Genomic DNA, 23,483 nt, shown 5'->3' on the forward strand with positions numbered 1-23,483 from the left:
CACCAGACCAACCGCGTTCCGGGCACCCCGTGAAACACCCTGGCGTGCTGCCGAATTCGAATCGAGCGACTGGTTGCGCGCCGAGTCGGCTCAGCCGGCCGGGGTGGCGTGCTCGCGCACGGCGCCCGCCTGCGACCGCACATGCTGCCCGTAGACGACGCCCATGAAGTCGGCGACCGCGTCGGCAGTTAGCCGGGATCTCACGGTGGCGAACAAGTCGAAAGCGTGGTGGGCATTGGGCAGCTCGGCGTAGCCGACGGTCGCAGCGCCGGCCCCGCGCAGCGCGGCGCAGAACGCCCGCGCCTGCGTGTTCGGGATCACCGAATCGCTTTCGCCGTGCAGGACGAAGAACGGCGGCGCGTCGCTGTGGACGTGCGAAATCGGCGACGCGAGCTCGAAGAGTTCGGGCTTGTCCGCGTAGCGCTCTTTCATGACGAACAGCTCGACGAACGGCAGCATCATCTCGTGCATTTTCGCCGCGTCGGTCAAGTCGTAGACCCCGTAATAGGGCGCCGCGGCCTGAACAGTGGTGTCCGCATCCTCGAAACCCGGCTGCAAGCGGGGGTCGTTCGCGGTGAGCGCCACCAACGAGGCCAGATGGCCGCCGGCCGAGCCGCCGGTGACCGCGATGAAGTCGGGATCGCCGCCGTAGTCGGCGATGTTGTCGCGAACCCAGGCCAGCGCGCGCTTGACGTCGATGATGTGTGCCGGCCACGTCTTGCGGGGGCTCTTGCTGTAGTCGATCGAGACGCAGACCCAGCCGAGTTCGGCCATCCGGCCCAGCAGCGGATAGCCCTGTGGCCGCCTGCCGTTGACAGTCCACGCGCCGCCCGGGATCTGCAATAGCACCGGCGCGCGGTCACCGGCCTTGATGTCCCGGTGGCGCCAGATGTCCAGCAGGTTGTCCCGGGTGTCCGGGCCGTAGGGGATATCTGATGTCTGCTTCGCGTAACGACGGTGGGCGCGGGCCGAGTGCAGCACCCCGCCGCGACGTTCCGGCCGGGGGTCGATCGGGTGATGGACCGAGTCGCGGTATTCGGCGCCAAGCGAGTCCTGCAGGGCAGCAGTCAGGACACGATCCGCGCGCTGGGCGGCCCAGTTCGTCGCGACCTGGCGGATCGAGAGGGGGGCGACTCCGGACAGCGCGTGCCCGGTGACGACGTGCGGGGGAAATTCAGCAGACAGCCAACCGGCCACGAAGCCTGCGACCGTGGGCGAGCCGCGGAGCAGCAGCGAACCGGTGCGGTATGCGCCGATCGGCGTCGCCGCGAGCTGCACTCCGTGACGCAGCATTTCGGCGCACGCCTGCGAGTACCGCGCCCTGACATCCATGGCTATCGTCATGCCTTGCCAACTCCTCGCCGTCGAGCACACGCCGGGCCGTCGGCCAGCGTATGTGTGTGGCGGGCCTCACACTAGCCGAATCGCTAATCCCGCACGACATCTCGGTCGGCGTTGCGCGAGCGTAGATACCCGTTTTTCCGGTTGGCTACACTGACCTGGGCTTAGTAATCGTCGGCCCCCGTAGCTCAGCTGGATAGAGCACATGACTTCTAATCTTGTGGTCGCAGGTTCGAGTCCTGCCGGGGGCGCATGCTGTTGGATGCCAGTGTGACCGATGCGGTGCCTGTGGCACACGATCCCGGAGGTGCCTGATGCCCGACCTGGTCCTGTACAGCGTCGATGATCACGTCGCGCTGATCACGGTCAACGACCCCGAACGACGCAACGCGGTCACCGGCGAGATGTCGACGCAGCTGCGCGCCGCCGTGGAACGGGCCGAATCCGACCCGGATGTGCACGCAGTGGTCGTCACCGGCGCGGGCAAGGCGTTCTGCGCGGGCGCCGATCTGTCGGCGCTGGGCAATGCGGCCGAGGAGGGACTGCAGCGGCTGTACGACGGCTTCATGGCCGTCGGCAAATGCACGCTGCCCACGATCGCCGCCGTCAACGGTGCCGCCGTCGGCGCGGGGCTGAACTTGGCGCTGGCTGCCGATGTCCGCATCGCGGGGCCAAATGCGTTGTTCGACGCCCGTTTTCAGAAGCTGGGCATCCACCCGGGCGGTGGAGCGACCTGGATGCTGCAGCGCGGAGTCGGACCGCAGGTGGCGCGCGCTGCCCTGCTGTTCGGCATGCGCTTCGACGCCGAATCCGCTGTCCGGCACGGCCTGGCGCTCAGCGTCGCCGACGACCCGGTGGCCGCGGCGCTGGAATTGGCGGCCGGACCGGCGGCGGCGCCGCGTGACGTGGTGCTGGCGACCAAGGCCACCATGCGCGCCACGGCCAGCCCCGGGTCGCTCGACGACGACCTGCACGAGCTGGCCAAGGACACCGAACTCGGGCCGCAGGCCACCTCGATTCAGTCGCCGGAATTCGCCGCCCGGTTGGCTGCGGCCAAGCGCAGGTAATTACAGATCGAACAGCGCGGTCTCCGGCGATTCGATCAGCCCGCGCAGCTGGCCGAGAAACTGGGCGACATTCGCTCCGTCGGCGATTCGATGGTCGAAGGCGCAGGTGAGATTCATCTGCGGGCGGATCACGATCGCGTCGTCGACCACCACCGGCCGGGGTTTCAGCGACCCCATACCGAGAATCGCGGCCTCGGGATAGTTGATCACCGGGACGCCGTCGTCGAGGCCGAGCGCGCCGAAGTTCGACACGGTGAACGTCGAACCGGTGAGCTCGGCGGGTTTCACCGTCCCGGCCCGGGCTTCCCGAATCATCCGCGCGACGCAGTCGGCAAGCTGGCGTGTCGTCTTGTCCTGCGCGTCGGCCACCACCGGGACCAGCAGTCCACGCGGGGTGGCGACGGCGAAACCCAGGTTGATCGCGTGATGCGAGTGCACCTGCGGACCGTCGGGACCGTCCACCCAGGTGGAGTTCAGAATCCTGTTGTGCCCCAACGCGATCACGAGCAACCGCACGGTGAGCACGAACGGCGAGAAGGTGTCGTCGTGAAGTCGCAGCAGCGCCGTGCAGTCGACCTGAACGCTGGCGTGTGCGTCGGGAATAACCTTGCGCGACTGCGTCATTCGCTCGGCCATGTGGGCGTGCACGCCGCGGACCGGTAGGACGTCGTAGGACACCCCGGGCCGTTGTGCGCCGACTCCTGCGGCGGCCAGCACCGCGTCGCGGCTGACCAGGCCGTCGGCACCGGTGGGCACCTCGCTGAGGTCGACCAGCAGATCGGCCGCCAATTTCCGCACGCTGGGCTTCGCCTTGGGACGCCGACGGCTGGTATCCAGCGCATCGTCGGCGCCGTATCCGACCAGTACCGGGCTGCGGCCGTTGGTGTGTGCTGCGCCGGGCGCGGTGTCGATGCGTGCCATCAGCGAACCGACCGGCAGCACATCACCTTCGGCGCCGCGTATTTCGACGATCCGGCCGGCGTACGGGCTGGGGATCTCGACCGCGGCCTTGGCGGTCTCCACCGAACACAGTGTCTGGTTGAGCTCGACGTCATCACCGACCGCGACGTGCCAGCAGGTCAGCGTCACCTCTTCGAGTCCCTCGCCGAGATCGGGAACGAGGAAGACTCTGACCGGATCGTCGCTCACGGTGCCTCCAGTGCGCGTTCGACGCAGTCCAGCAGTCGATCCGGACCGGGTAGCCACAGCTTCTCCAGCCGGGCCGGCGGGTACGGGGTGTCGAATCCGCAGGCCCGCAGCACCGGCGCCTCGAGTTCGTAGAACAGTTCCTCTTGGATGCGTGCCGCCAGGCCTGCCCCGTATCCCAGGCTTCGGGGTCCCTCATGCAGCACCACGCACCGCCCGGTGCGCCGGATCGATGCGGCGACCGTGTCGAAATCCAGCGGGACCAGCGACCTCAGGTCGACGACTTCGAGGCTCCAACCATGTTGCTGGGCAGCTATTTCCGCGGTCGACAGCGCGGTTCCCACCAGACCGCCGTAGGTCAGCACGGTGACGTCGGTGCCGGCCCGGCGCACCGCCGCCTGCCCGATCGGAGGAGCGGGCACGGTCGTGTCGACGGCTTCTCGGCCCCAGTAGCGTCGCTTGGGCTCCAGGAACATCACCGGATCCGGACAGGCGATCGAATGCCGCAGTAACCAGTAGGCATCCGATGGTGTCGACGGCACAACGACTTTCAGCCCTGCGGTGTGCGCCCAGTAGGACTCGGTCGATTCCGAGTGGTGCTCGACCGCGCCGATGCCGCCGAACGACGGGATCCGGATCGTCACCGGCATGTTCACCTGGCCGCGGGTGCGGGTGCGGTACTTAGCCAGGTGGCTGACCACCTGATCGAATGCGGGATAGGCGAATCCGTCGAATTGGATCTCCGGCACCGGGACGAACCCGCGCAGCGCCAGGCCCACCGCGATGCCGATCACCGCAGACTCGGCCAGCGGGGTGTCGAAGCAGCGCTGCGGCCCGAACGTCGCGGTGAGGCCTTCGGTGACGCGGAAGACCCCGCCCAGCGTCGCCACGTCCTCACCGAAAACCAGCACCCGATCGTCGGCGGCCATCGCGTCGTGCAGTGCGCGGTTGAGCGCCTGCACCATGGTCAGCGGCGACGCGGTGAAGGCCGGCTCCTCGGGTAGCTCGTCAGAGTGAAAGGTCGGCGGTTCCGCGATCTGAGTCATTAAGCCTCCCGGAGGATTTCAGCGTGCAACTGTTGGCGTTGCGTCTCGAGTCCGGGTGTCATCTCGGCGTACACCGTGGTGAAGACTTCGTCGATGTCGATGTCGGGCGCGGCGAAGACCGCGTCGCGCAACTCGCCGCGCATCCGTGCGCACCGCGCGACGATGCGGTCTTCCAGCCGCTGCGACCACAGTCCCAAGCTTTGTAAATACGTGCGGTAGCGCGGGATAGGGTCCAGCGTCTGCCAGTGGTCGAGTTCGTCCTGGCTGCGGTAGCGCGTCGGGTCGTCGGATGTGGTGTGCGGGCTCAGCCGATAGGTGATCGCCTCGATCAGCGTCGGGCCGCCGCCGCTGCGGGCGCGGGCAGCGGCCTCGGCCATCACCGCATAGCACGCCAGCACGTCGTTGCCGTCCACCCGCACACCCGGCATGCCATATCCGATCGCCTTGTGCGCGATCGACGGGGCGACGGTTTGGCTTTGCAGCGGAACCGATATCGCCCACTGGTTGTTCTGCACGTAGAACACGCACGGTGCGGTGAACACCGCCGCGAAATTCAGCGCCTCGTGGACGTCCCCCTCGCTGGTGGCGCCGTCGCCGAGGAATGCCACCGTCACCGAATCCTCGCCGAGCCGCTGGGCGGCCATCGCCGCGCCGACCGCGTGCAACGTCTGGGTGCCGATCGGGATGGATATCGGGGCACAGCATTTCTGGGTGAAATCCATTCCGCCATGCCAGGTTCCACGCCATGCCGCGCCGACGTGGCCTGGGGCGATGCCACGCACCAGGTAGACGCCGAGTTCCCGGTACTGCGGGAACAACCAGTCGGTCTTGCGCAAACACGCCGCCGCGCCGACCTGTGCCGCCTCTTGACCACAGCACGACGCGAACAACGCCAGTTCGCCCTGGCGCTGCAGGTTGACGAACTCGGTGTCGATGTCGCGGGTGACGACCATCATCTCGTAGAGCCAACACAGCGTCTCGGCGGGAAGGTCACGGCTGTATCGGGATTCGGCCGTCGGCGCGCCATCGGGACTGACAAGTTGCACTGGCTCGAGGTCGACAGTCATCGGCAAGTGGGATGCCTCAGCCATACCGCCTCCTTCGATCGAGCGGCTACAACGTCAGTGGATGTCGTCCTTCCGGTAAGAACACGGCCCAATCAAATTCCGGCGACTGCTACGAGCCCGCCAAGTGCACGATTCGTTCGGCTCGCCGTAATACAGGCGCATCCACCATTATGCCCTCGAAGGCGAAGACGCCGCGTTCATCAACGGCTGCGGCGAGAACGTGTCGCGCCCAGTCCACCTGCTCGGGCGACGGCGCATATCCGTCCCTGATCACCGGAACCTGGCTGGGGTGAATGGCGACCTTCGCGTCGAAGCCGACCGCGACCGCGTCGTCGACCTCGGCGCGCAAGCCGTCCAGATCCTTGATGTCGAGGTAGACCGAGTCCAATGCGAGCCGGCCGTAGGCCTTGGCCGCCAGCAGCGACTGCGAACGGACGTGCCGAGCAACCTCGCGGTATGTCCCGTCCGGGTAGCGGTTGGCCGTGCCGCCGAGCACCGCGAACAGATCCTCGGCTCCCCACATCACCGCGACGGCGTTGTCCACCTGAACGGTGTCGGTGACGATAAGGGCGCCCTTCGGTGATTCTACGAGCACGATCACGTCCAGCGGCGCGAGCGCGCTGATGTGTTCAACCGCTTCGCATTTCGGCAGCATCACGGTGTCGTACGGCGTCTTCTTCAGTGCTTGCAGGTCGAGTTCCTGGTCGGCGGTGCCGAACTGGTTGACCCGCACCACGGTGCGCGCCGGGTCGAGTTGCAGGTCGACCAGTGCTTGTCGCGCGGCGGGCCGGTCGGCGGCCGCACAACCGTCCTCGAGGTCGAGGATCACGACATCGGCTGCCGCTGCGGCCTTTTGGTAACGCTCAGGACGGTCGGCCGGGCAGAACAGCCAGGCCGGTCCGGGGTTCTGCAGACCCATCAGTCGGTAACTCCGCCTGGGCGCATGCGTACCAGCGACTTGCGGTTCGCGGTCGCGACCACGTCGTCGTGCTGGTTTCGGCCGGTGTGCGCGAACGTCACGATGCCCTCCCCCGGGCGGCTCTTGGACTCGCGCTTCTCCAGTATGACGGTCTCGGCGTACAGCGTGTCGCCGTGGAAAAGCGGCTTGGGGAAGGCGATTTCGGAGAATCCGAGGTTGCCGACGATGGTGCCCTGAGTCAACTGTGCGACGGACAGACCGACCAGGGTGGACAGGGTGAACATCGAATTCACCAGCCGCTGGTTGAAGGGAGGCAGCCCGTCGGAGAACGCGGCATCGAGGTGCAGCGCTTGAGTATTCATCGTCAACGTCGTGAACAACACGTTGTCGGCCTCGGTGACGGTCCGCCCCGGGCGATGCAGATACCGCACGCCGATCTCGAATTCCTCGAACCACAACCCCCGCTGGACTACGGTCTTGACCGGCTGCTCTCCGTTCGTCACAGGCTCACCGTTCGTCTCGTTCCCGTCACTCGCTGGCGCTCGTTCCGCTCACTCGACTTCACAGCCCCACCTCACGGGCGATCAACATCAGCTGCACCTCTGTGGTCCCCTCACCGATCTCGAGAATCTTGCTGTCCCGGTAATGCCGAGCCACAGTGAATTCATTCATAAAGCCGTACCCGCCGTGAATCTGGGTGGCGTCTCGGGCGTTGTCCATCGCCGCCTCGCTGGCGACGAGCTTGGCGATCGCCGCCTGTTTCTTGAACGGCTTGCCGGCCAGCATGAGCGCCGCGGCGTCGTAGTAGGCGGTGCGCGCGGTGTGCGCGCGTGCCTCCATCCGCGCAATGGTGAACGCGATCGACTGGTAGCGGCCGATGGCCTGGCCGAACGCCTCCCGCTCGCGGGCGTACTTGACGCTTTCGTCGACGCATCCCTGTGCCGCCCCGGTGGACAGCGCGGCGATCGCGATGCGCCCCTCGTCGAGAATCTGCAAGAAGTTCGCGTAGCCGCGACCGCGTTCGCCGAGCAGGTTCTCCTGCGGCACCCGCACGTCGTCGAAGCTCAGCGGATGAGTGTCCGAGGCGTTCCAGCCGACCTTGTCGTACGCCGGTTCCGCGGTGAACCCCGGTGTGGGCACCGGAACCAGAATCGACGAGATCTCCTTCTTGCCGTCCCGCTCGCCGGTCACCGCGGTGACGGTCACCAGCTTGGTGATGTCGGTACCGGAGTTGGTGATGAACTGCTTGGAGCCGTTGATCACCCATTGCCCGTCGTCGAGCTGCGCGGTGGTCTTCGTCGCGCCGGCGTCGGTGCCGCCGCCCGGTTCGGTGAGCCCGAACGCACCCAGTGCACGACCACCGGCCAACTGCGGCAACCACTCCCGCTTCTGCTCCTCGGTGCCGAACCGGTAGACCGGCATGGCCCCCAGTGACACGCCGGCCTCCAGCGTGATCGCCACGCTCTGGTCGACCTTGCCCAGCTCCTCCAACGCCAGACACAGCGCGAAGTAGTCGCCGCCCATGCCGCCCCACTCTTCGGGGAACGGCAGGCCGAACAGGCCCATCTCGGCCATGCCCGCGACCACTTCGTACGGGAAGGAGTGCTCGGCGTCGTGTTTCGCGGCCACCGGCGCGACGACGCTCTGGGCGAAATCCCGCACGGTCTTTGCCAGCTGCTGGTATTCGTCCGGCAGTGTCCCGGTTGACAAGAAAGTGTTCATCGGTGCCATTCCTCCTCATCGCTCCGCTTTGCATCGTCATTGGCACTCATTAGCGCCATCCCCTGCTTGGATTCGTGCCAGCATCTGGCCCACTTTGACCTGATCGCCAACGGCGACAAGAAGTTCGACCACACCGTCGACGGGTGCGGTGAGCGCGTGTTCCATCTTCATCGCTTCGACGGTGACGACGACAGTTCCGGCCTGCACGTGCGCGCCGTCGTCGACGCCGACCGCGACGATCAACCCGGGCATGGGGCTGGTCAACTCGGCGTCGCCGGTCTGCTCTTCGTCCGCGCGCACCGGAGCTTCGCGGACTTCCTCGAGCGCCGCGGTCACTCCGTCACCAGCTAGCCAGATCGTGCCGTCGGACGACGCGACGGTGTAGTCGCGGCGCAACCCGCCCAGCGTCACGGTCAGCCGGTTACCCGCCAAAGCTGCTTGCAGCGCGTGGGATTCACCATCCTCGATACGGACGTCGGCTGCACCCGCCGAGCCGGTGATGTGAACATGGTCGGTGCGCTCGCCGGCCCGCAGCCGGACGCTGACCGGCGCATGTCTACCTACCCGCCATCCGGACGGCGCCTCCCACACGTCGGCGCCCGGCGCGGGAAAGCGCCGCAACCACAGGTAGGCCGCAGCCGCAACGAATTGCTCATCGGAGGCCGCTGTCGCGACGAAATCGCCTGCGCGACGGTCCAACAGCCCGGTGTCGAGCCGGCCGGCGACGACGTCAGGGTCGGCCAGCAGGAAACGGGCGAAGTCGACGTTGGTGCCGACGCCGAGCACCGCCGTGTCGGCCAAGGCTCGGTCGAGAGTCCTCAGGGCCGCGGCCCGATCCGCGCCGTGCGCAATGACTTTAGCCAGCATCGGGTCGTAATCGCTGCCGACGACCATGCCCGCGGCCAGGCCCGAATCCACCCGCACACCGTCCCCGTTGGGTTCGACCAGGGCCAGCACATCACCACCGGTGGGCAGGAACCCGTGCGCCGGATCCTCGGCATAGACCCGCGCTTCAATGGCGTGGCCCTGCAAGGCGATATCAGCCTGATCGGCGGTCAGCTTCTCCCCCGCGGCGACCCGGACCTGCCACTCGACCAGGTCCCATCCGGTCACCAGTTCGGTGACCGGATGCTCGACCTGGAGTCGGGTGTTCATCTCCATGAAGAAGAACTCGTCGGGCCGCTCAGCCGAGACGATGAACTCCACCGTGCCCGCGCCGGTGTAGGCCACACTCTTGGCGGTGTCGCAGGCTGCGGCGCCGATCCGGGCGCGCGTTTCGGGATCCAGCAGCGGCGACGGCGCCTCCTCGATGACCTTCTGGTGTCGCCGCTGCAGGCTGCACTCCCGCTCGCCGAAATGCAGCACGTTGCCGTGGGTGTCAGCCAACACCTGAACCTCGATATGCCTGGGCCGCAACACGAATCGCTCAAGGAACAGCGTGTCGTCGCCGAACGCCGCGGCTGACTCGCGGCGGGCACTGACCAGCGCGGCCGGCAGGTCGGCGGGTCGCTCGACCATCCGCATGCCCTTGCCGCCGCCACCGGCAGACGGCTTGACCAACACCGGGTAGCCGATGTCGTCGGCGGCGGCGATCAGCTCGTCGTCGGTCAGGCCCGGCCTGGCGATGCCGGGCACCACCGGCACACCGAATGCCGAAACAGTCCCCTTCGCGGCGATCTTGTCGCCCATGGTCTGGATGGCCGCTACCGGCGGCCCGATGAACGTCACTCCCGCCGAGGCCAACGCCTCCGCGAAATCAGCGTTCTCCGAAAGGAATCCATAGCCCGGATGAACAGCCTGGGCGCCGCTGCGCAGTGCCGCGTCGACGACGACCGGGATGTTGAGATAGCTGTCTCGCGCGGGCGCCGGCCCAATCGCGACGGCGAGGTCGGCGGCGGCGACGTGACGCGCGTTGGCGTCGGCATCGCTGAACACCGCGACCGACCGGATGCCCATCGCCCTGAGCGTGCGGATCACCCGGACGGCGATCTCACCCCGGTTGGCGACCAGAACAGTGTCGAAACCCATCACACTCACATCCGGAAGACGCCGTAGGAGACCGGCTCGACCGGTGCGCGAGAAACTGCCGAAAGGGCAAGACCGACAACCATTCTGGTGTCAGCCGGATCGATGACACCGTCATCCCAGAGCCGGGCGGTCGAATAATACGGGTTGCCCTGATGTTCGTACTGCGCCCGGATCGGGGCTTTGAGCGCTTCCTCCTCTTCGGCGGTCATCTCGCCCCGTACGGTCGCCAGCACCGAAGCGGCCTGCTCGCCACCCATGACCGAGATCCTGGCGTTTGGCCACATCCACAGAAACCGTGGCGAATACGCCCGCCCGCACATCGAGTAGTTGCCCGCTCCGTAGGAGCCGCCGATCACCACGGTCAGCTTGGGCACCCGCGCACATGCCACCGCGGTCACCATCTTCGCGCCGTTCTTGGCGATGCCGCCGGCCTCGTAGTCGCGTCCGACCATGAACCCGGCGATGTTCTGCAGGAACAGCAGCGGCACCATCCGCTTGTCACACAGCTCGATGAAATGCGCGCCCTTGAGGGCGGATTCGGAGAACAACACCCCGTTGTTGGCGACGATGCCGACCGGGTGGCCGTGGATGCGGGCGAAGCCGGTGACCAGGGTGTTGCCGTATTCGGCTTTGAATTCCGCGAATTCGCCTCCGTCGACGAGGCGCGTGATGACGTTGTGCACGTCGTAGGGAATCCGCGGGTCGACGGGAACCACGTCGTAGAGCTCGGCCTGATCGGCAATCGGATCCACTGCGGGCGCCACATCCCAGATGCGTGGTTGGCGCGGACCCAGTGTCGACACGATGCGCCGGACGATGCGCAGCGCATCGCGGTCGTCGTGCGCGAGATGGTCGGTGACACCGGAGATCTTGGAGTGCAGGTCTCCGCCGCCGAGGTCTTCAGCGGAGACGACCTCCCCGGTGGCGGCCTTCACCAGTGGCGGGCCGCCGAGGAAGATGGTGCCCTGGTTGCGAACGATCACCGCCTCGTCGCTCATCGCCGGGACATACGCTCCACCGGCCGTGCACGATCCCAGCACGGCCGCGATCTGCGCAATGCCCTTGGAACTGAGCCGGGCCTGGTTGAAGAAGATTCGGCCGAAGTGGTCGCGGTCGGGAAACACCTCGTCTTGTCGGGGCAAAAAGGCGCCACCGGAGTCGACCAAGTAGATGCAAGGCAGCTGATTCTGCTCGGCGATCTCCTGAGCGCGCAGATGCTTTTTGACCGTAATCGGGTAGTAGGTACCGCCTTTGACGGTCGCATCGTTGGCCACGATCATGCACTCGCGGCCAGACACCCGGCCGATGCCGGTGATGATGCCCGCCCCGGGGCATTCGTCGTCGTACATGCCGTCGGCGGCCAGCGGGGCGATTTCGAGCAGCGGGCTACCGGGATCGAGCAGACCGTCGACGCGGTCACGGGGCAAGAGCTTGCCGCGGTCCACATGGCGGGTGCGGGCACGCTCCGAGCCACCGCGGGCTGCGGCGGCCAGCTTGTCGCGCAGCTGCGCCACCAGCTCGGTGTGCGCGTCGCGGTTTTCCGCGGGAGAGGTCATCGGTGCACGCCAATTTTCGGTTAATGGTCACTAACTCGTGTTATGTTAGTGGGGATTAACCGAAGTGTCTAGGAGGGGCGTATGGCAGCGTCTGCTCCGGTCCACCAGGCGAATCGCCGCAGTCGACGAAAGTCGGACCGGCGCTTGCAACTGCTGGCCGCCGCCGAGCGGCTGTTCGCCGAACGCGGGTTCCTAGCGGTAAGGCTCGAAGACATCGGCGCAGCGGCGGGAGTCAGCGGCCCGGCGATCTACCGCCACTTCTCCAGCAAGGAGGCGCTGCTGGTCGAGTTGTTGGTGGGCATCAGCACCCGCCTGCTCGCCGGCGCGCAAGACGTCCGGTCGCGCGAAACCGACGCCGCGGCGGCGCTGGACGGCCTGATCGACTTCCATCTCGACTTCGCCCTGGGCGAGCCGGATCTCATCCGGATTCAAGACCGCGACCTCGCCTATCTGCCGACAGCTGCCGAACGTCAGGTGCGACGGGCCCAGCGCCAGTACGTCGAGGTATGGGTCGGAGTCCTGCGCGAGCTCGACCCAAAGCTTGCCGAAACCGACGCCCGGCTGATGGCGCACGCCGTCTTCGGTCTGCTCAACTCCACTCCACACAGCCTGAAGCCCGCCGACGGCAAGGCGGCGCGAGCCGGCCGATCGCGCGCGGTAATGCGGGCGATGACGGTCGCCGCGCTGACCACCACCCGTTAACCGGCCGTTCGAATTAATACTGGTCATCGAATGTATCGGCGGCGACACCAACGCTGCAGGTACCCTGCAGCCATGAGGTGGGTATGAGCGATCGACGTCATCCCGAGCACACCCGTTCGTCCCAAGAGTGGACTGACCAAACCCAACGCATACGTCAGCCGTACCCGCAGTACACCGACCCCGCCTACAGCGGCCAGTCGTATTACCCGCCGCCGCGTTACACCGGCTCGCCCGCCGACCCGAACGGGGCCAACCCGACCGACAAGCTGCCGCAATATTGGCTTCAGGGTCAGCCCCCACCCAGTCAGCCACCCGAGGAGCCCACACCCGACCGGCCGAAGGCGCCGCGCTGGCTGTGGATCGTCGCGGCGGCCGCGGTGATCCTGGTCGTCGGGCTGGTCATCGCTCTGGTCATCGCCAACGGCACCGCCAGAAAGCAGACGGCGGTGCCGCCACTCCCGTCGATGCCGAGTTCGCAGAGCCCGTCGTCGACGTCTTCGGCGTCACCTCCGCCGTCGGCCAGTACGTCCGAGCCGAGGCCCACCGAGTCCAGCCCGCCCCCCAATGCCGGGGCGATGCAGGCCGTGTTCTACAACGTCACCGGCCAGGGCCGCGCCATCAGCATCACGTATGTGGACAACGACGGGATGATGCAGACCGAGTTCAACGTCCCTTTGCCGTGGAGCAAGCAGGTCAGCATGGCGACCAGTGAAACCACGTCGCCGACGGTGACGATCGTGAACATCGGTCACGACGTCACCTGTTCGGTGACCGTGGACGGCGTGCAGATCAACGAGCGCACCGGCGTCGGCCTCACGGTGTGCAACGGGTCCGGTTAGACAGCTCAACCGACGTCGGCAACGGGGATTCGGTGCGGCGCTCGCACCATCAGCAGGCCGATCAGCCCTCCGGCCATCACCAGACACAGCCCGCCCATCCCGGCGCGTACGGCCCCGAACACGTCGACGAAGACCGAGAACAACCACGGCGCCACGAACGACACCGCACGACCCGTCATCGTGTAGAGGCCGAACGCCACACCCTCTTTTCCGGCGCTGGACATCCGCAGCAACAGGGTCCGCGCCGACGCCTGCGCGGGCCCGATGAACAGGCACAGCAGCAGCCCGGTCGCCCAGAACGCGCGCGGACCCGACAGCGCCATCATGGCGAGGCCGGCCGCGATGATGCTGGCCAACGACCCGACGATGACCGGTTTGGACCCGATCCGGTCGTCCAGGAATCCACCGAACACCGCGCCCAGCGCCGCCACCACGCTCGCGGCCACCCCGAAGATCAGCACGTCGGCCGGCGAGATTCCGTATGCGTTGACGCCGAGCACGCCGCCGAACGTGAACACGCCTGCCAGACCGTCCCGAAAGACCGCCGCGGCCAGCAGGTAATAGACCAGGTTGCGGTCGCGGTGCCATTCGCCGACCAAGTCCTGCCAGAGCCTGCGGTAACCGCCCAGCACGCCCCGGGCGGAACTGACGGTGTCCGCCGGCGCCGGCAGGTTGTGCGCGGTCAGCAGCAGCGGCGTCGCCAGCACCGCGAACCATCCGGCCGCCAGCAGCATCGCGATGCGGACGTTCATGCCGTCGCCGACCGACAGTTGCAGGAATCCGCGGGTGGGACCCTTGCCGTCAATGCAGCCGAAATAGACCAGCAGCAACAGGCCGACACTGCCGATGAATGCCGCGGACAGGCCGAAGCCGGAGATCCGGCCGGAGTTCTGCGGGGTCGTGAGCTGACGCAGCATCGCGTTGTACGGGACGCTGGCCAGGTCGCCGCACGCCGCGCCCAAGGCGAGCAACGCCAAACCCAGCCACAGGTATTCGGGGCGCTCGCGGACCAGGCTCATGGCACTGACCAACCCCACCACCAGGCTGGTGAGCACGGTGAGAGTGAGGCGGCGGCGCCGCGGATCTTCGACCCACACGCCGATCACCGGCGCCAGCACAGCGATGGTCACCCCGGCGATCGCCAACGCGCGGCCCAGCCAACTTGCCGGCGTCGCGCCGCCGGGCAAACCCTTGCCTACAGCGCCGGTCAGATACACCGAGAACACGAATGTCACCACGACCGCGCTGACCCCGGCCGAACCGGTGTCCCACACCGCCCACGCCAGCACCTGCGACCGCTTGGCTCCGCCCGGAGCGTCACTGCTGATTTCAGCCATCGTTGGTCTGTCTACCATTGGCGCATGCCGGTACCCGCCCCCAGTCCTGACGCCCGCGCCGTTGTAACCGGAGCTTCACAGAACATCGGCGAAGCTCTGGCCACCGAGTTGGCCGCTCGCGGCCACGGCCTGATCATCACGGCGCGCCGTGAGGACCTGCTCAACAAGCTGGCCGACCGCCTCACCGAGAAGTACGGCGTCACAGTCGAGGTGTGTCCGGCCGACCTCGCCGACACAGGAGAACGCGCGAAGCTGGTCGACGAGTTGGCCACCCGAAATATCTCGATCCTGTGCGCCAACGCCGGCACCGCGACGTTCGGTTCGGTGTCGACGCTCGACGCGTCGACCGAGCGGGCTCAGGTACAGCTCAACGCGGTCGCGGTACACGACCTGGTGCTCGCGGTGTTGCCGGGGATGATCGAGCGCAAGGCCGGCGGGATCTTGATTTCCGGTTCGGCAGCAGGTAATTCGCCGATCCCCTACAACGCGACCTATGCCGCCACCAAGGCGTTCGCGAACACCTTCAGTGAGTCGCTGCGTGGCGAACTGCGTAAGACGGGCGTGCACGTCACCGTGCTGGCGCCCGGCCCGGTCCGTACCGATCTGCCGGACGATTCCGAGGCCTCGATTGTGGAGAAGCTGGTGCCGGACTTTCTGTGGATCTCCACCGAGTACACCGCGAAAAAGTCGTTGGACGCGTTGGCGCGCAACAAAATGCGTGTGGTGCCCGGCGTGACGTCCAAGGCGATGTCGGTCGCGAGTCAATACGCGCCGCGGGCCATCGTGGCGCCGATCGTCGGAAGCTTCTACAAGAAGATGGGTGGCTGATCTACCGGCGTCGGTTGTACGAGTTGACGATGCTGCGAGCGAGCTGGGGCGCAAACGCCCTGATGAAAGTCAGAAAGCCCTTACTGTTCACTAATCGAATGAACCAGCCCGGCTTCTTCGCGGCTTCGGGCGCCGACTTCGATCCCGCCTGAGCCGGCTGATTGGCTTGAGCCTCAGCCTTTTTGGCTTGGATTTTCTCGTAAGCCGATTCACGGTCGACGGTCTTGCCGTATTTCTGTTGCAGCTGGCTGGATTTGGCTGCCGCGCTGATCGCCTCGTCGCCGATGGCGGCCATCAGCGAGCGAGGTGAGCGCAACCTGGTCCAGGCGACCGGTGTCGGCGCGCCCCGCTCCGACAACACCGTGACGACCGCTTCTCCGATGCCCAGCGACGTCAGCGCCGAAGCAAGGTCGTAGACATCGGTTTTCGGATAGGTCCGGACGGTTCGGGTCAGAGCTTTCTGGTCGTCGGGCGTAAAGGCGCGCAGCGCATGCTGAATGCGCGCGCCGAGTTGCGACAGCACGTCGTTGGGGATGTCGGTGGGCAGCTGGGTGCAAAAGAATACGCCGACACCGCGGGAGCGGATCAGCTTGACGGTCTGTTCGACCTGATCCAGGAATGCCTTCGACGCGTCGGAGAACAGCAGGTGCGCCTCGTCGAAGAAGAACACCAGCTTGGGCTTGTCGATGTCGCCGACCTCGGGCAGCGACTTGAACAACGTGGACAACACCCACATCAAGAAGGTGGAGAACAGCACCGGGCGGGCCGCCTGGTCGCCGAGCTCGAGCAGCGAGATCCGGCCGTGGCCGCCCTCGACGCTCAACAGGTCTTTGGGATCGAGTTCCGGCTCACCGAAAAACGTGTCCCCGCCCTCGGCTTCGAGGTTGACCAGCGCGCGCAAGATCACCCCGGCTGTCTGCGCCGAAACACCACCCAGCGATTTCAGCTCAACCTTGCCCTCGTCGCTGGTCAGATAGCTGATCACCTCACGCAGGTCAGCCAGGTTCAGCAGCTCATAATTCTTGTCCTGGGCCCAGTGGAAGATCAGCCCGAGCGTCGACTCCTGAGTACTGTTGAGCCCCAACACCTTCGACAGCAGAATTGGGCCGAAGCTGGCGATCGTGGCCCGGACCGGGACGCCGATTCCCTTGGTGCCCAGCGACAGGAACTCCACCGGGAAACCGCTCGGCTGCCAGTTGTCACCGGTTTCCTTCGCGCGTGCGGTGACTCTGTCACTGCTCTCACCGGGCTTCGACAAGCCGGATAGGTCGCCCTTCACGTCGGCCATCAGCACCGGCACACCCGCCGCCGAGAGTTGCTCGGCGATCACCTGCAGGGTCTTGGTCTTGCCGGTGCCGGTCGCGCCGGCCACCAGGCCGTGCCGGTTGACCGTGGCCAGCGGAATGCGGATCTGCGCGGTCGGGTCAGCTGTGTCGTCCACAACCACAGTCCCCAACTCCAAGGCCTCGCCTTGAACGGCGTAGCCCTTGGCGATCTGCTTTGCGGGGGTATCGGTCGATTCAGTGCTCATAGGCCATGCCTCTCCCCTGAAAGTCGTGGTCTCGATCACGCTCGACCTTACTGGTTGCTGACGCGCTCAGCCGGGGTGGCTGCGGCCCGCCAGCTAACTTTGCCTACTGTGAACGCTGTGCGGGACCAACTGGTGTGGATCGACTGCGAGATGACCGGGCTGGATCTGAGCGCGGACAAGTTGATCGAGATCGCCGTCCTGGTGACCGATGCCGAGCTCAACGTTCTCGGCGACGGCGTCGACGTGGTGATTCACGCCGAGGACGCCGCGTTGTCGTCGATGGCCGCGGTGGTCACCGATATGCACACCAGCTCCGGCCTCATCGAGGAGGTCCGCGCGTCCACGGTGGATCTGGCAACAGCCGAGGCGGCGGTGCTCGACTACATCCGCCAACACGTCAAGCAAGCGAAAACGGCACCGCTGGCGGGCAACTCGATCGCCACCGACCGCGGTTTCATCGCCCGCGACATGCCCACTCTGGACTCGTTCCTGCACTACCGAATGGTCGATGTGAGCTCCATCAAAGAGTTGTGCCGTCGTTGGTATCCGCGCATCTACTACGGCCAGCCGGCCAAAGGCCTGGCGCATCGGGCGCTGGCCGACATTCAGGAGTCCATCCGCGAACTGCAGTACTACCGGCGCACCGCATTCGTGGCGCCACCAGGCCCTACGACCAGCGAAATTGCGACGGTCGCCGACGAACTCGGGGTTCCGTCAGCCGACGCGGAGTAAATCGATTCGGCTGCCGGGGACCCGAGCCGCTAAGATCGACGTCGCCGCTTCTCACGAGGCGGCCACGGTGGGTGTAGTTCAGTTGGTAGAGCGTCAGGTTGTGATCCTGAATGTCGCGGGTTCGAGTCCCGTCACTCACCCCAACGGAAACACCGCCCCACCTGCGTTATTGCGGGTGGGGCGGTGTTTGAATTCCGGTTCATCGAGCGGGCCACGCAACAAGCGGTCATGAAGGCACTGTGCCTCAAGCGTTCTTGAGCCAACTTCCGGAAATCTGAATTGACTGCCGCGTCAGACTTTCTACCGCCTCAGACGGAAGCTCAGGTCCCGGGCGTAAGCTTGGCGGTCGGAAGGGCCGGTGGTGTGCTCCCTCGTGCGACAGTCTTCTCAGGTAAAGAAACTCAAGCCCTGGTAGCTGCCCCGGTCCTTCCCCTCGCGGTGAATTCCCCCAGCGTCAGGAGAGTTGAGCGGCCCCTGAGCGTGCGGCCACTCTGCGCATCTCCAATTCGAAACCCGCTTCCGCGGCGTAGCCGACGGCAACGGCGGCGATACCGACCACGCGCCAGAGGAGGTCGCGGACGGTGCGACTGAGGGTTTCGCTCACGCCATCAGGTTAAGAGCGCGCGGGCATTCCAGACCTCATGAATACTCGGCGTGGCGAATTTCGTTGCGGAACAACAGGTATCAAGAACCTGATCAGCGGGTTACGTCTTGGCGTTGCCGGCGCGCCACTGATCCCAGGGAATGTTCCAGTCCCCCAGTCCTTCGGTGCCCGACAACGGCGGCCCGATGGTGTTGAGCACCTCGACGATGTCACCGCGCTTGGTGTGTTCGAAGAACCATTGCGCGTTGCTGGGACTCACATTCAGACAGCCGTGGCTGGTGTTGGTGTGGCCCTGCGCGCCCACCGACCACGGTGCCGAATGCACGAACACACCGCTGTAGGACATCTGCGTGGCGAAATCGACTTCGGTGCGATATCCGTTGGGCGAGTTCACCGGAACGCCGTAGGTCGACGAGTCCATGATCATGTGCGCGAACCGCACACCGAGGATGTAGGTGCCGCTGGCGGTGGGAGTGCTGTCCTTGCCCATCGATGTCGGCATGGTCTTGACCACCTCGCCGTTGACCCGCACGGTCACCATCTTGGTGTTGTCGTCGGCGGTCGCGATGACTTCGTCGCCGATGGTGAAGTGGGTGCGTGCGTTGTCCTCGCCGAAGACTCCGTCACCCAGGTCGACGCCGTAGGTGTTTACCGCGACGTTGACGTTGGTGCCCGGCTTCCAGAAATGCTCCGGGCGCCAGCGCACTTCGCGATTGTTCAGCCAGTAGAACGCGCCCTCGACGGGCGGATCGGCGGTCACCACGATGGCCTTCTCGGCGGCCTCGCGATTGGCGATGTTCTCGTCGAACTGAATCGCGACCGGCTCGCCGACGCCAACCACCTCACCGTCGCGCGGCGCTGCGTACGGCATGGTCAGGTTGTGCGGAGAGTGGGTCTGGAAGGTCAGCTGACGGGTGGCTACGCCACCGAGCCCACGGGCTTTGGCGGTCAGCGTGTAGAGCCGGTTGTAGCCGAGCTTCTCGGTGGTCGACCAGTGCACGCCGTCGCGGCTGAGCTGGCCTTCCACGGTCCCGCCGTTTGCGTTGACCATCTCGACGGAGGCCAGCACCCCGTTGTCGGCGCTGACCGTCACCGGGCTGTCTACCGCGACGCCGACGGCGCCGTCGGTCACCGACGTGGTGAGCTTCGGCACGAGCAGGTCGTTGAATGGCGTGGCCTTGTCCATGATGGCCTTCGGCGCCGGGTTGCTGCCGCCGCTGCTGCAAGCGCCCAGGCCGAAAACGGCGAGCGGGACCATTAGTGTGGCCAACCACACCCGGCCTGCCCACCGACGCGTTAACACCCGACCTGCCACCTGAGTTGCTTCCCCTCACGGCCCGTAATGCTGTGTTACTGGGGAGTAGTCTAAGGCGTAGACGACTGCCAATAGTGACCAGCGACCGATCTCACGAATCACGATTTCGTCCCCCGATGGGATGGCTGTTATTGTCGCAAACGCAGTCCAGCAGGATGCACGCGCCGTTAGCTCAGTTGGTAGAGCAGCTGACTCTTAATCAGCGGGTCCGGGGTTCGAAACCCTGACGGCGCACTCGGTTTGACCAGGGGTTTTAGGCCAAATTAAGCCAGTTGCATCGCTGGGTTTTAAGCCATCTCGGCATATCCACCCTGGTTATTCGGCGTTTCGGCCCCGCAGTGCTCGCATACCCACCGGCTCACGCTCCCCGTCGGTCCCGGTCAGATCGCCGACAACCTGAATTCGGGCCAGCCAAACATGCCCGAATTCACGCAACGCGGTGAAGTGCTCAACGGTGAGGCCAACAGGCTGGTTGATCCTTGGCGTTGGCCATCGCCGCCTATTTGCTTGCGCTGCAGGCGCTCTTACGGGTAGGCCATCGGGGCGCTGCCGCGTTGCTTGAGGAGGAACGCCATGAAGATCACTTCCTGGCTCTGTTCATCGATCATGGCCACCGCGGTCTGGTGCACGCTGCCGGTGGAGCTGTGTTGCGTGACGTAGGCCGCCATCTCGATGCCGCCTTGGTGGTGACGCGTCATGAGTTGCAGGAACAGGACTTCGTTGTCGCGGCCTGTGGCCCGTTGTAGGAGGGTGAGGTCTGCCGGTGACGCTAGGCCAGCCATCTTGATGCCGCCACCACCCATGTGGTGACCGGTGTCAGCCGTCATCCACGCCATGGGGAGCGGCGAGACGACGGGTGCACCGGCCAGTTGAAGCCACCCCGTCATCTGTCCGATCTCGCGGAGTTGGGTGAGTCTGATCTGATCGGCCAGCGCGCGCACCTCGGGGGCTGCATCCCTGGCGACCATGTCGGACATGGTGATCGCCTGCTGATGGTGGGCCGACATGTCTTGTGCGAAGCCGATATCGGTGGCCGTCAGCGGCGTTACCGGCCCCCGTGCGAAGACAACGACCGCGACCGCGCCCACGATCGCTGCTGCGAGGAGTTGGACGATCCGGGCCGCGATCGGCTGCCAGGCTGGCGTCATCGTGGCGGGTAGACCCGTGGGTCGAGGACGAGTGCCATGAGTCCGTTGTCCGAGCAGGTGACGACGAGCATGTTGCCGCGGAACTCCGGCGGGGACATGCACCAGTCGGCGGTCATGTCGTTGCCGACGTGCTGGCTGTTCCTGGCCGCGGTGATGGACCCGTCGGGTCGCACGTCACCCGCCAGGATGGCGCGCGAAACCGCCAGGGTGCCGCTGAGCGGAGCGGCCATCAGCTTGCCGAAGACGGCGTGCACCGAGTTGGTGAGCTCGGCCTGCTTACCGGTCTGCGCGGGCGGGTTGTAATAGGCGATCTCGCGGATGTGCTCCGGATCGCGCACGTCGAAAACCCGGATCCCCGACTGCTGCCAACCACAGGCAAGCGCAAGGGGATCGTCTTGACGATCGACGCTGCAGTAGTGCGGGTCGTAGCCGAAGAAGCCATCGTTGATGGCGCTGGACATCCACCGGTCCTGGTGCGCAGGCAGATTGATCGCCAGCTTGATGTCGTTGCGCAGCAACAGGTTCGCGGGGTCGAAGGCATCGAAAAGTTTGACGCCTCCCGAACCGGACTCATCGACGGTGAAGATGTGCGGAACCCCGCGGTAGGTGACGTAGATGCTGTGCTGGGTGAACTGCCCATCGGCCCAGTGCTTGTCTCCGCGCAACGGCAGCAGCTGGTGCATCGTGAAACCCGGCTGGGCACGGTCCTGGATCGCGGAGGTGTCCAGGATGTTCACCCCGGCCAGTGTGGACATGTACATGGTGTCGCCGTCCGGGGTGAAGCCCATGCCATGGGTGCCCAGTCCCGCAGGTGCGCTCCACACCGTGTGCGGGTCGGTGGGGTCGCTGACATCGAGCGCGGTGACCCACATCGAGCCGGATGACCAATAGGTGTTCCCGTCCGGAGAGAATGCGCCCTCGTGGGTGAGCATTCCGATCCGCATCCCCGGCAGCGAACCACGCCCGAAGTTCAGCAACCGAGGATGGGCACAATCCTGAGAGATGTCATAGATCGAGAAGTACCCGAACCCGGTGTAGAACGGGACACCCGTGGCTGCCAGCAATCCCCGGGCTTCGTTGACTTTCAACGATTCCCAGGTGCCGCCGACCATTGCGGGTTCGGTGAGGTTGTCGGTCAGTTGCGGACGGCTGGGGTCGGATGCGTCGACGACCGCCACCCCGTCGGTATGGGGCCAGGTTGCCCCGACATAGGTGCAGTTCTTATAGGACGCGCTGATGAAGTTCGCGCCCTTGCCTTGGTATTGGCCGACAAGGTCGATGTTGCACGCATAGCCCTGAGTGCTACGCCCGGAAGCACGATCCTCTAGCGTCACTTCACCCTGCAGGCCGGTCTCCACCCGGTCGGCGGGCCGGCAGGATGCTGCAGGCGCCGAGGTCCGCCACACGTCGAAGCGAGGATCGAAGCCTGGCGGCGGCTCAGCCACGGAGATTCCGCCGCTCACAGCGACGAGTATCGCAACCACGCATAGGGCTGCGGTCCGCATTCGTCGACTCCTTCGATGCGATCGAGGTCACACCCACCTTAAGTAATACGTTTGACTTAGTACAAGAGGCAATGTTGACTTTGCCTGGTGAGCGTCGAGACCCGCAGCCGTCGATCCCCGCGAGGCGACAACACCCGGGCGACAATCCTCACCGCAGCAGAGAAGCTCTTCGCCGAACATGGGATCGCGGCGGTCTCGCACCGGCAGATCGTCGCCGCAGCACGGCAAGGCAACGGCGCCGCGATCGGCTACCACTTCGGCACCACGACGGACCTCGTTCGCGCCATCGAAGACAAGCACGGCGACCACATCGAATCGCTGCGCACCCGAACCATCTCCGACATGGGCTCCTCGCCCGGGTTGCGGGACTGGGTGGCGTGCCTGGTGCTGCCGCTGACCGACCACTTGAGCGCCATCGGCACACCGAGTTGGTATGCGCGGTTCGCCGCTCAGGTGCTGACCGATCCCACCTATCGGCGGATCATCATCAAGAACAGCTTCGAATCAGCGAGTCTGCACCACGTCGTCGAAGAGATCGGCCGCGCACTGCCGGAGGTGCCCGAGCAGGAGCTTGCCGAACGCAGCGTCATGATGCGCACGATGCTGATCTACACCTGCGCTGAATTCGAACGTGTGCTCGCCGAGGGAAATCCGTCACCGTGGCCGCACTGGCCCGCGGCCGCGCACGGTTTGATCGACGGCATCGTCGCTCTGATGCAAGGTCCTGTCACACGCCTGGATTAGCGGCGGGTCATGGCACTCAAGACAGAGAACATCACCTTCGACACCACTGATCCCGAAGGTCTCGCCGCATGGTGGGTACGCACCCTCGACGGTCAGGTAAACCCATTGCCCCACCGTTGAAGGATGCCACGCTGGCGTATGAAAAACCGTACAAAGTTGTAGGCGCGGGCAAAGATCCACTGACACTAGGCTAACGATTAAGCCAAGACCCGCTGACCCCATTGAGCCATGTATTAAGCCATTGCTGCAAGTGCGTTTGACCAGCAGTTTTAGCTTAAGGCCCGAATACTTGAAAACCCCTAAGGT

At 65.7% G+C, this 23,483-nt stretch carries 21 protein-coding genes and 3 tRNA genes; 9 read left to right on the plus strand and 15 right to left on the minus strand.

Annotated elements, in window-relative coordinates; translation table 11 throughout:
* Positions 1–90: 90 nt before the first annotated feature.
* Entirely contained in the window at positions 91–1,344 is a 1,254-nt protein-coding gene (lipQ, locus tag G6N27_RS07775; protein ID WP_163775816.1) for an esterase LipQ, read from the minus strand.
* A gap of 174 nt (positions 1,345–1,518) precedes the next feature.
* On the opposite strand from lipQ, the gene G6N27_RS07780 reads away from it, so the two are divergent.
* Positions 1,519–1,592, plus strand: a tRNA-Arg gene (locus tag G6N27_RS07780).
* A gap of 63 nt (positions 1,593–1,655) precedes the next feature.
* Positions 1,656–2,408: an enoyl-CoA hydratase gene (locus tag G6N27_RS07785; RefSeq protein ID WP_163775817.1), complete on the plus strand. Its 753-nt coding sequence runs from the start codon at positions 1,656–1,658 to the stop codon at positions 2,406–2,408.
* On the opposite strand, the gene G6N27_RS07790 is transcribed toward G6N27_RS07785, so the two are convergent.
* From G6N27_RS07790 to G6N27_RS07825, 8 genes are all read right to left on the minus strand, one after another.
* Positions 2,409–3,557: a dihydrolipoamide acetyltransferase family protein gene (locus G6N27_RS07790; protein WP_163775818.1), complete on the minus strand. Its 1,149-nt coding sequence runs from the start codon at positions 3,555–3,557 to the stop codon at positions 2,409–2,411.
* Positions 3,554–4,600 (minus strand): 3-methyl-2-oxobutanoate dehydrogenase subunit beta, encoded by a 1,047-nt coding sequence (bkdB, locus tag G6N27_RS07795; RefSeq protein ID WP_163775819.1) that lies wholly within the window; start codon positions 4,598–4,600, stop codon positions 3,554–3,556. Before bkdB ends, G6N27_RS07790 begins: the two co-directional genes overlap by 4 nt.
* The gene (pdhA, locus tag G6N27_RS07800; protein WP_163775820.1) at positions 4,600–5,691 is read right to left on the minus strand and encodes a pyruvate dehydrogenase (acetyl-transferring) E1 component subunit alpha; all 1,092 of its coding nucleotides are present in this window, start codon (positions 5,689–5,691) and stop codon (positions 4,600–4,602) included. Before pdhA ends, bkdB begins: the two co-directional genes overlap by 1 nt.
* An 85-nt stretch (positions 5,692–5,776) precedes the next feature.
* Entirely contained in the window at positions 5,777–6,586 is an 810-nt protein-coding gene (locus G6N27_RS07805) for an HpcH/HpaI aldolase/citrate lyase family protein (protein WP_163775821.1), read from the minus strand.
* Positions 6,586–7,089: a MaoC family dehydratase gene (locus G6N27_RS07810; RefSeq protein ID WP_163775822.1), complete on the minus strand. Its 504-nt coding sequence runs from the start codon at positions 7,087–7,089 to the stop codon at positions 6,586–6,588. Before G6N27_RS07810 ends, G6N27_RS07805 begins: the two co-directional genes overlap by 1 nt.
* Before the next feature lie 58 nt (positions 7,090–7,147).
* Positions 7,148–8,308, minus strand: a complete 1,161-nt coding sequence (locus G6N27_RS07815) for an acyl-CoA dehydrogenase family protein (protein WP_163775823.1) — start codon at positions 8,306–8,308, stop codon at positions 7,148–7,150.
* 36 nt (positions 8,309–8,344) lie between these two features.
* Positions 8,345–10,336, minus strand: a complete 1,992-nt coding sequence (locus G6N27_RS07820; protein WP_163775824.1) for an acetyl/propionyl/methylcrotonyl-CoA carboxylase subunit alpha — start codon at positions 10,334–10,336, stop codon at positions 8,345–8,347.
* Between the two features lie 5 nt (positions 10,337–10,341).
* Entirely contained in the window at positions 10,342–11,892 is a 1,551-nt protein-coding gene (locus G6N27_RS07825) for a carboxyl transferase domain-containing protein (protein WP_163775825.1), read from the minus strand.
* A gap of 81 nt (positions 11,893–11,973) precedes the next feature.
* On the opposite strand from G6N27_RS07825, the gene G6N27_RS07830 reads away from it, so the two are divergent.
* Together G6N27_RS07830 and G6N27_RS07835 are read left to right on the plus strand one after the other, a co-directional pair.
* Positions 11,974–12,594, plus strand: coding sequence for an SACE_7040 family transcriptional regulator (locus G6N27_RS07830; protein ID WP_163775826.1), 621 nt, complete (start codon positions 11,974–11,976; stop codon positions 12,592–12,594).
* 83 nt (positions 12,595–12,677) lie between these two features.
* On the plus strand, positions 12,678–13,433 hold the full coding sequence (locus tag G6N27_RS07835) for an MmpS family transport accessory protein (protein ID WP_163775827.1): 756 nt from the start codon (positions 12,678–12,680) through the stop codon (positions 13,431–13,433).
* A 5-nt stretch (positions 13,434–13,438) separates the two neighbouring features.
* Here the strand turns inward: G6N27_RS07835 and G6N27_RS07840 are convergent, their stop codons facing one another.
* Complete coding sequence (locus tag G6N27_RS07840; protein WP_163775828.1) at positions 13,439–14,770, minus strand: MFS transporter; 1,332 nt, start codon at positions 14,768–14,770, stop codon at positions 13,439–13,441.
* Positions 14,771–14,794: 24 nt separating this feature from the next.
* On the opposite strand from G6N27_RS07840, the gene cmrA reads away from it, so the two are divergent.
* The gene (gene cmrA / locus G6N27_RS07845; RefSeq protein WP_163775829.1) at positions 14,795–15,598 is read left to right on the plus strand and encodes a mycolate reductase; all 804 of its coding nucleotides are present in this window, start codon (positions 14,795–14,797) and stop codon (positions 15,596–15,598) included.
* Position 15,599: 1 nt separating this feature from the next.
* Here the strand turns inward: cmrA and G6N27_RS07850 are convergent, their stop codons facing one another.
* Positions 15,600–17,129 (minus strand): helicase HerA-like domain-containing protein, encoded by a 1,530-nt coding sequence (locus tag G6N27_RS07850; RefSeq protein WP_163775830.1) that lies wholly within the window; start codon positions 17,127–17,129, stop codon positions 15,600–15,602.
* Positions 17,130–17,246: 117 nt separating this feature from the next.
* Between G6N27_RS07850 and orn the strand changes: the two genes are divergently transcribed.
* Positions 17,247–17,861 carry an oligoribonuclease gene (gene orn / locus G6N27_RS07855; protein ID WP_163775831.1) on the plus strand — a complete coding sequence of 205 codons (615 nt, stop codon included), beginning with the start codon at positions 17,247–17,249 and terminating at the stop codon, positions 17,859–17,861.
* A 67-nt stretch (positions 17,862–17,928) separates the two neighbouring features.
* Positions 17,929–18,004: transfer RNA gene (locus G6N27_RS07860), tRNA-His, on the plus strand.
* 311 nt (positions 18,005–18,315) lie between these two features.
* On the opposite strand, the gene G6N27_RS07865 is transcribed toward G6N27_RS07860, so the two are convergent.
* Positions 18,316–18,465, minus strand: coding sequence for a hypothetical protein (locus tag G6N27_RS07865; protein ID WP_163775832.1), 150 nt, complete (start codon positions 18,463–18,465; stop codon positions 18,316–18,318).
* Positions 18,466–18,565: 100 nt separating this feature from the next.
* On the minus strand, positions 18,566–19,723 hold the full coding sequence (locus G6N27_RS07870) for a L,D-transpeptidase (RefSeq protein ID WP_163781503.1): 1,158 nt from the start codon (positions 19,721–19,723) through the stop codon (positions 18,566–18,568).
* A 218-nt stretch (positions 19,724–19,941) separates the two neighbouring features.
* On the opposite strand from G6N27_RS07870, the gene G6N27_RS07875 reads away from it, so the two are divergent.
* Positions 19,942–20,014: transfer RNA gene (locus tag G6N27_RS07875), tRNA-Lys, on the plus strand.
* A gap of 290 nt (positions 20,015–20,304) precedes the next feature.
* Here G6N27_RS07875 and G6N27_RS07880 read toward each other — a convergent pair.
* Positions 20,305–20,868, minus strand: coding sequence for a DUF305 domain-containing protein (locus G6N27_RS07880; protein WP_163775833.1), 564 nt, complete (start codon positions 20,866–20,868; stop codon positions 20,305–20,307).
* Between the two features lie 56 nt (positions 20,869–20,924).
* Entirely contained in the window at positions 20,925–22,433 is a 1,509-nt protein-coding gene (locus tag G6N27_RS07885; RefSeq protein WP_163775834.1) for an LVIVD repeat-containing protein, read from the minus strand.
* Positions 22,434–22,520: 87 nt separating this feature from the next.
* On the opposite strand from G6N27_RS07885, the gene G6N27_RS07890 reads away from it, so the two are divergent.
* The gene (locus G6N27_RS07890; protein ID WP_170308161.1) at positions 22,521–23,177 is read left to right on the plus strand and encodes a TetR/AcrR family transcriptional regulator; all 657 of its coding nucleotides are present in this window, start codon (positions 22,521–22,523) and stop codon (positions 23,175–23,177) included.
* Positions 23,178–23,483 lie beyond the last annotated feature (306 nt).

The organism is Mycobacterium cookii (genome assembly GCF_010727945.1).
Classification (GTDB): domain Bacteria; phylum Actinomycetota; class Actinomycetes; order Mycobacteriales; family Mycobacteriaceae; genus Mycobacterium; species Mycobacterium cookii.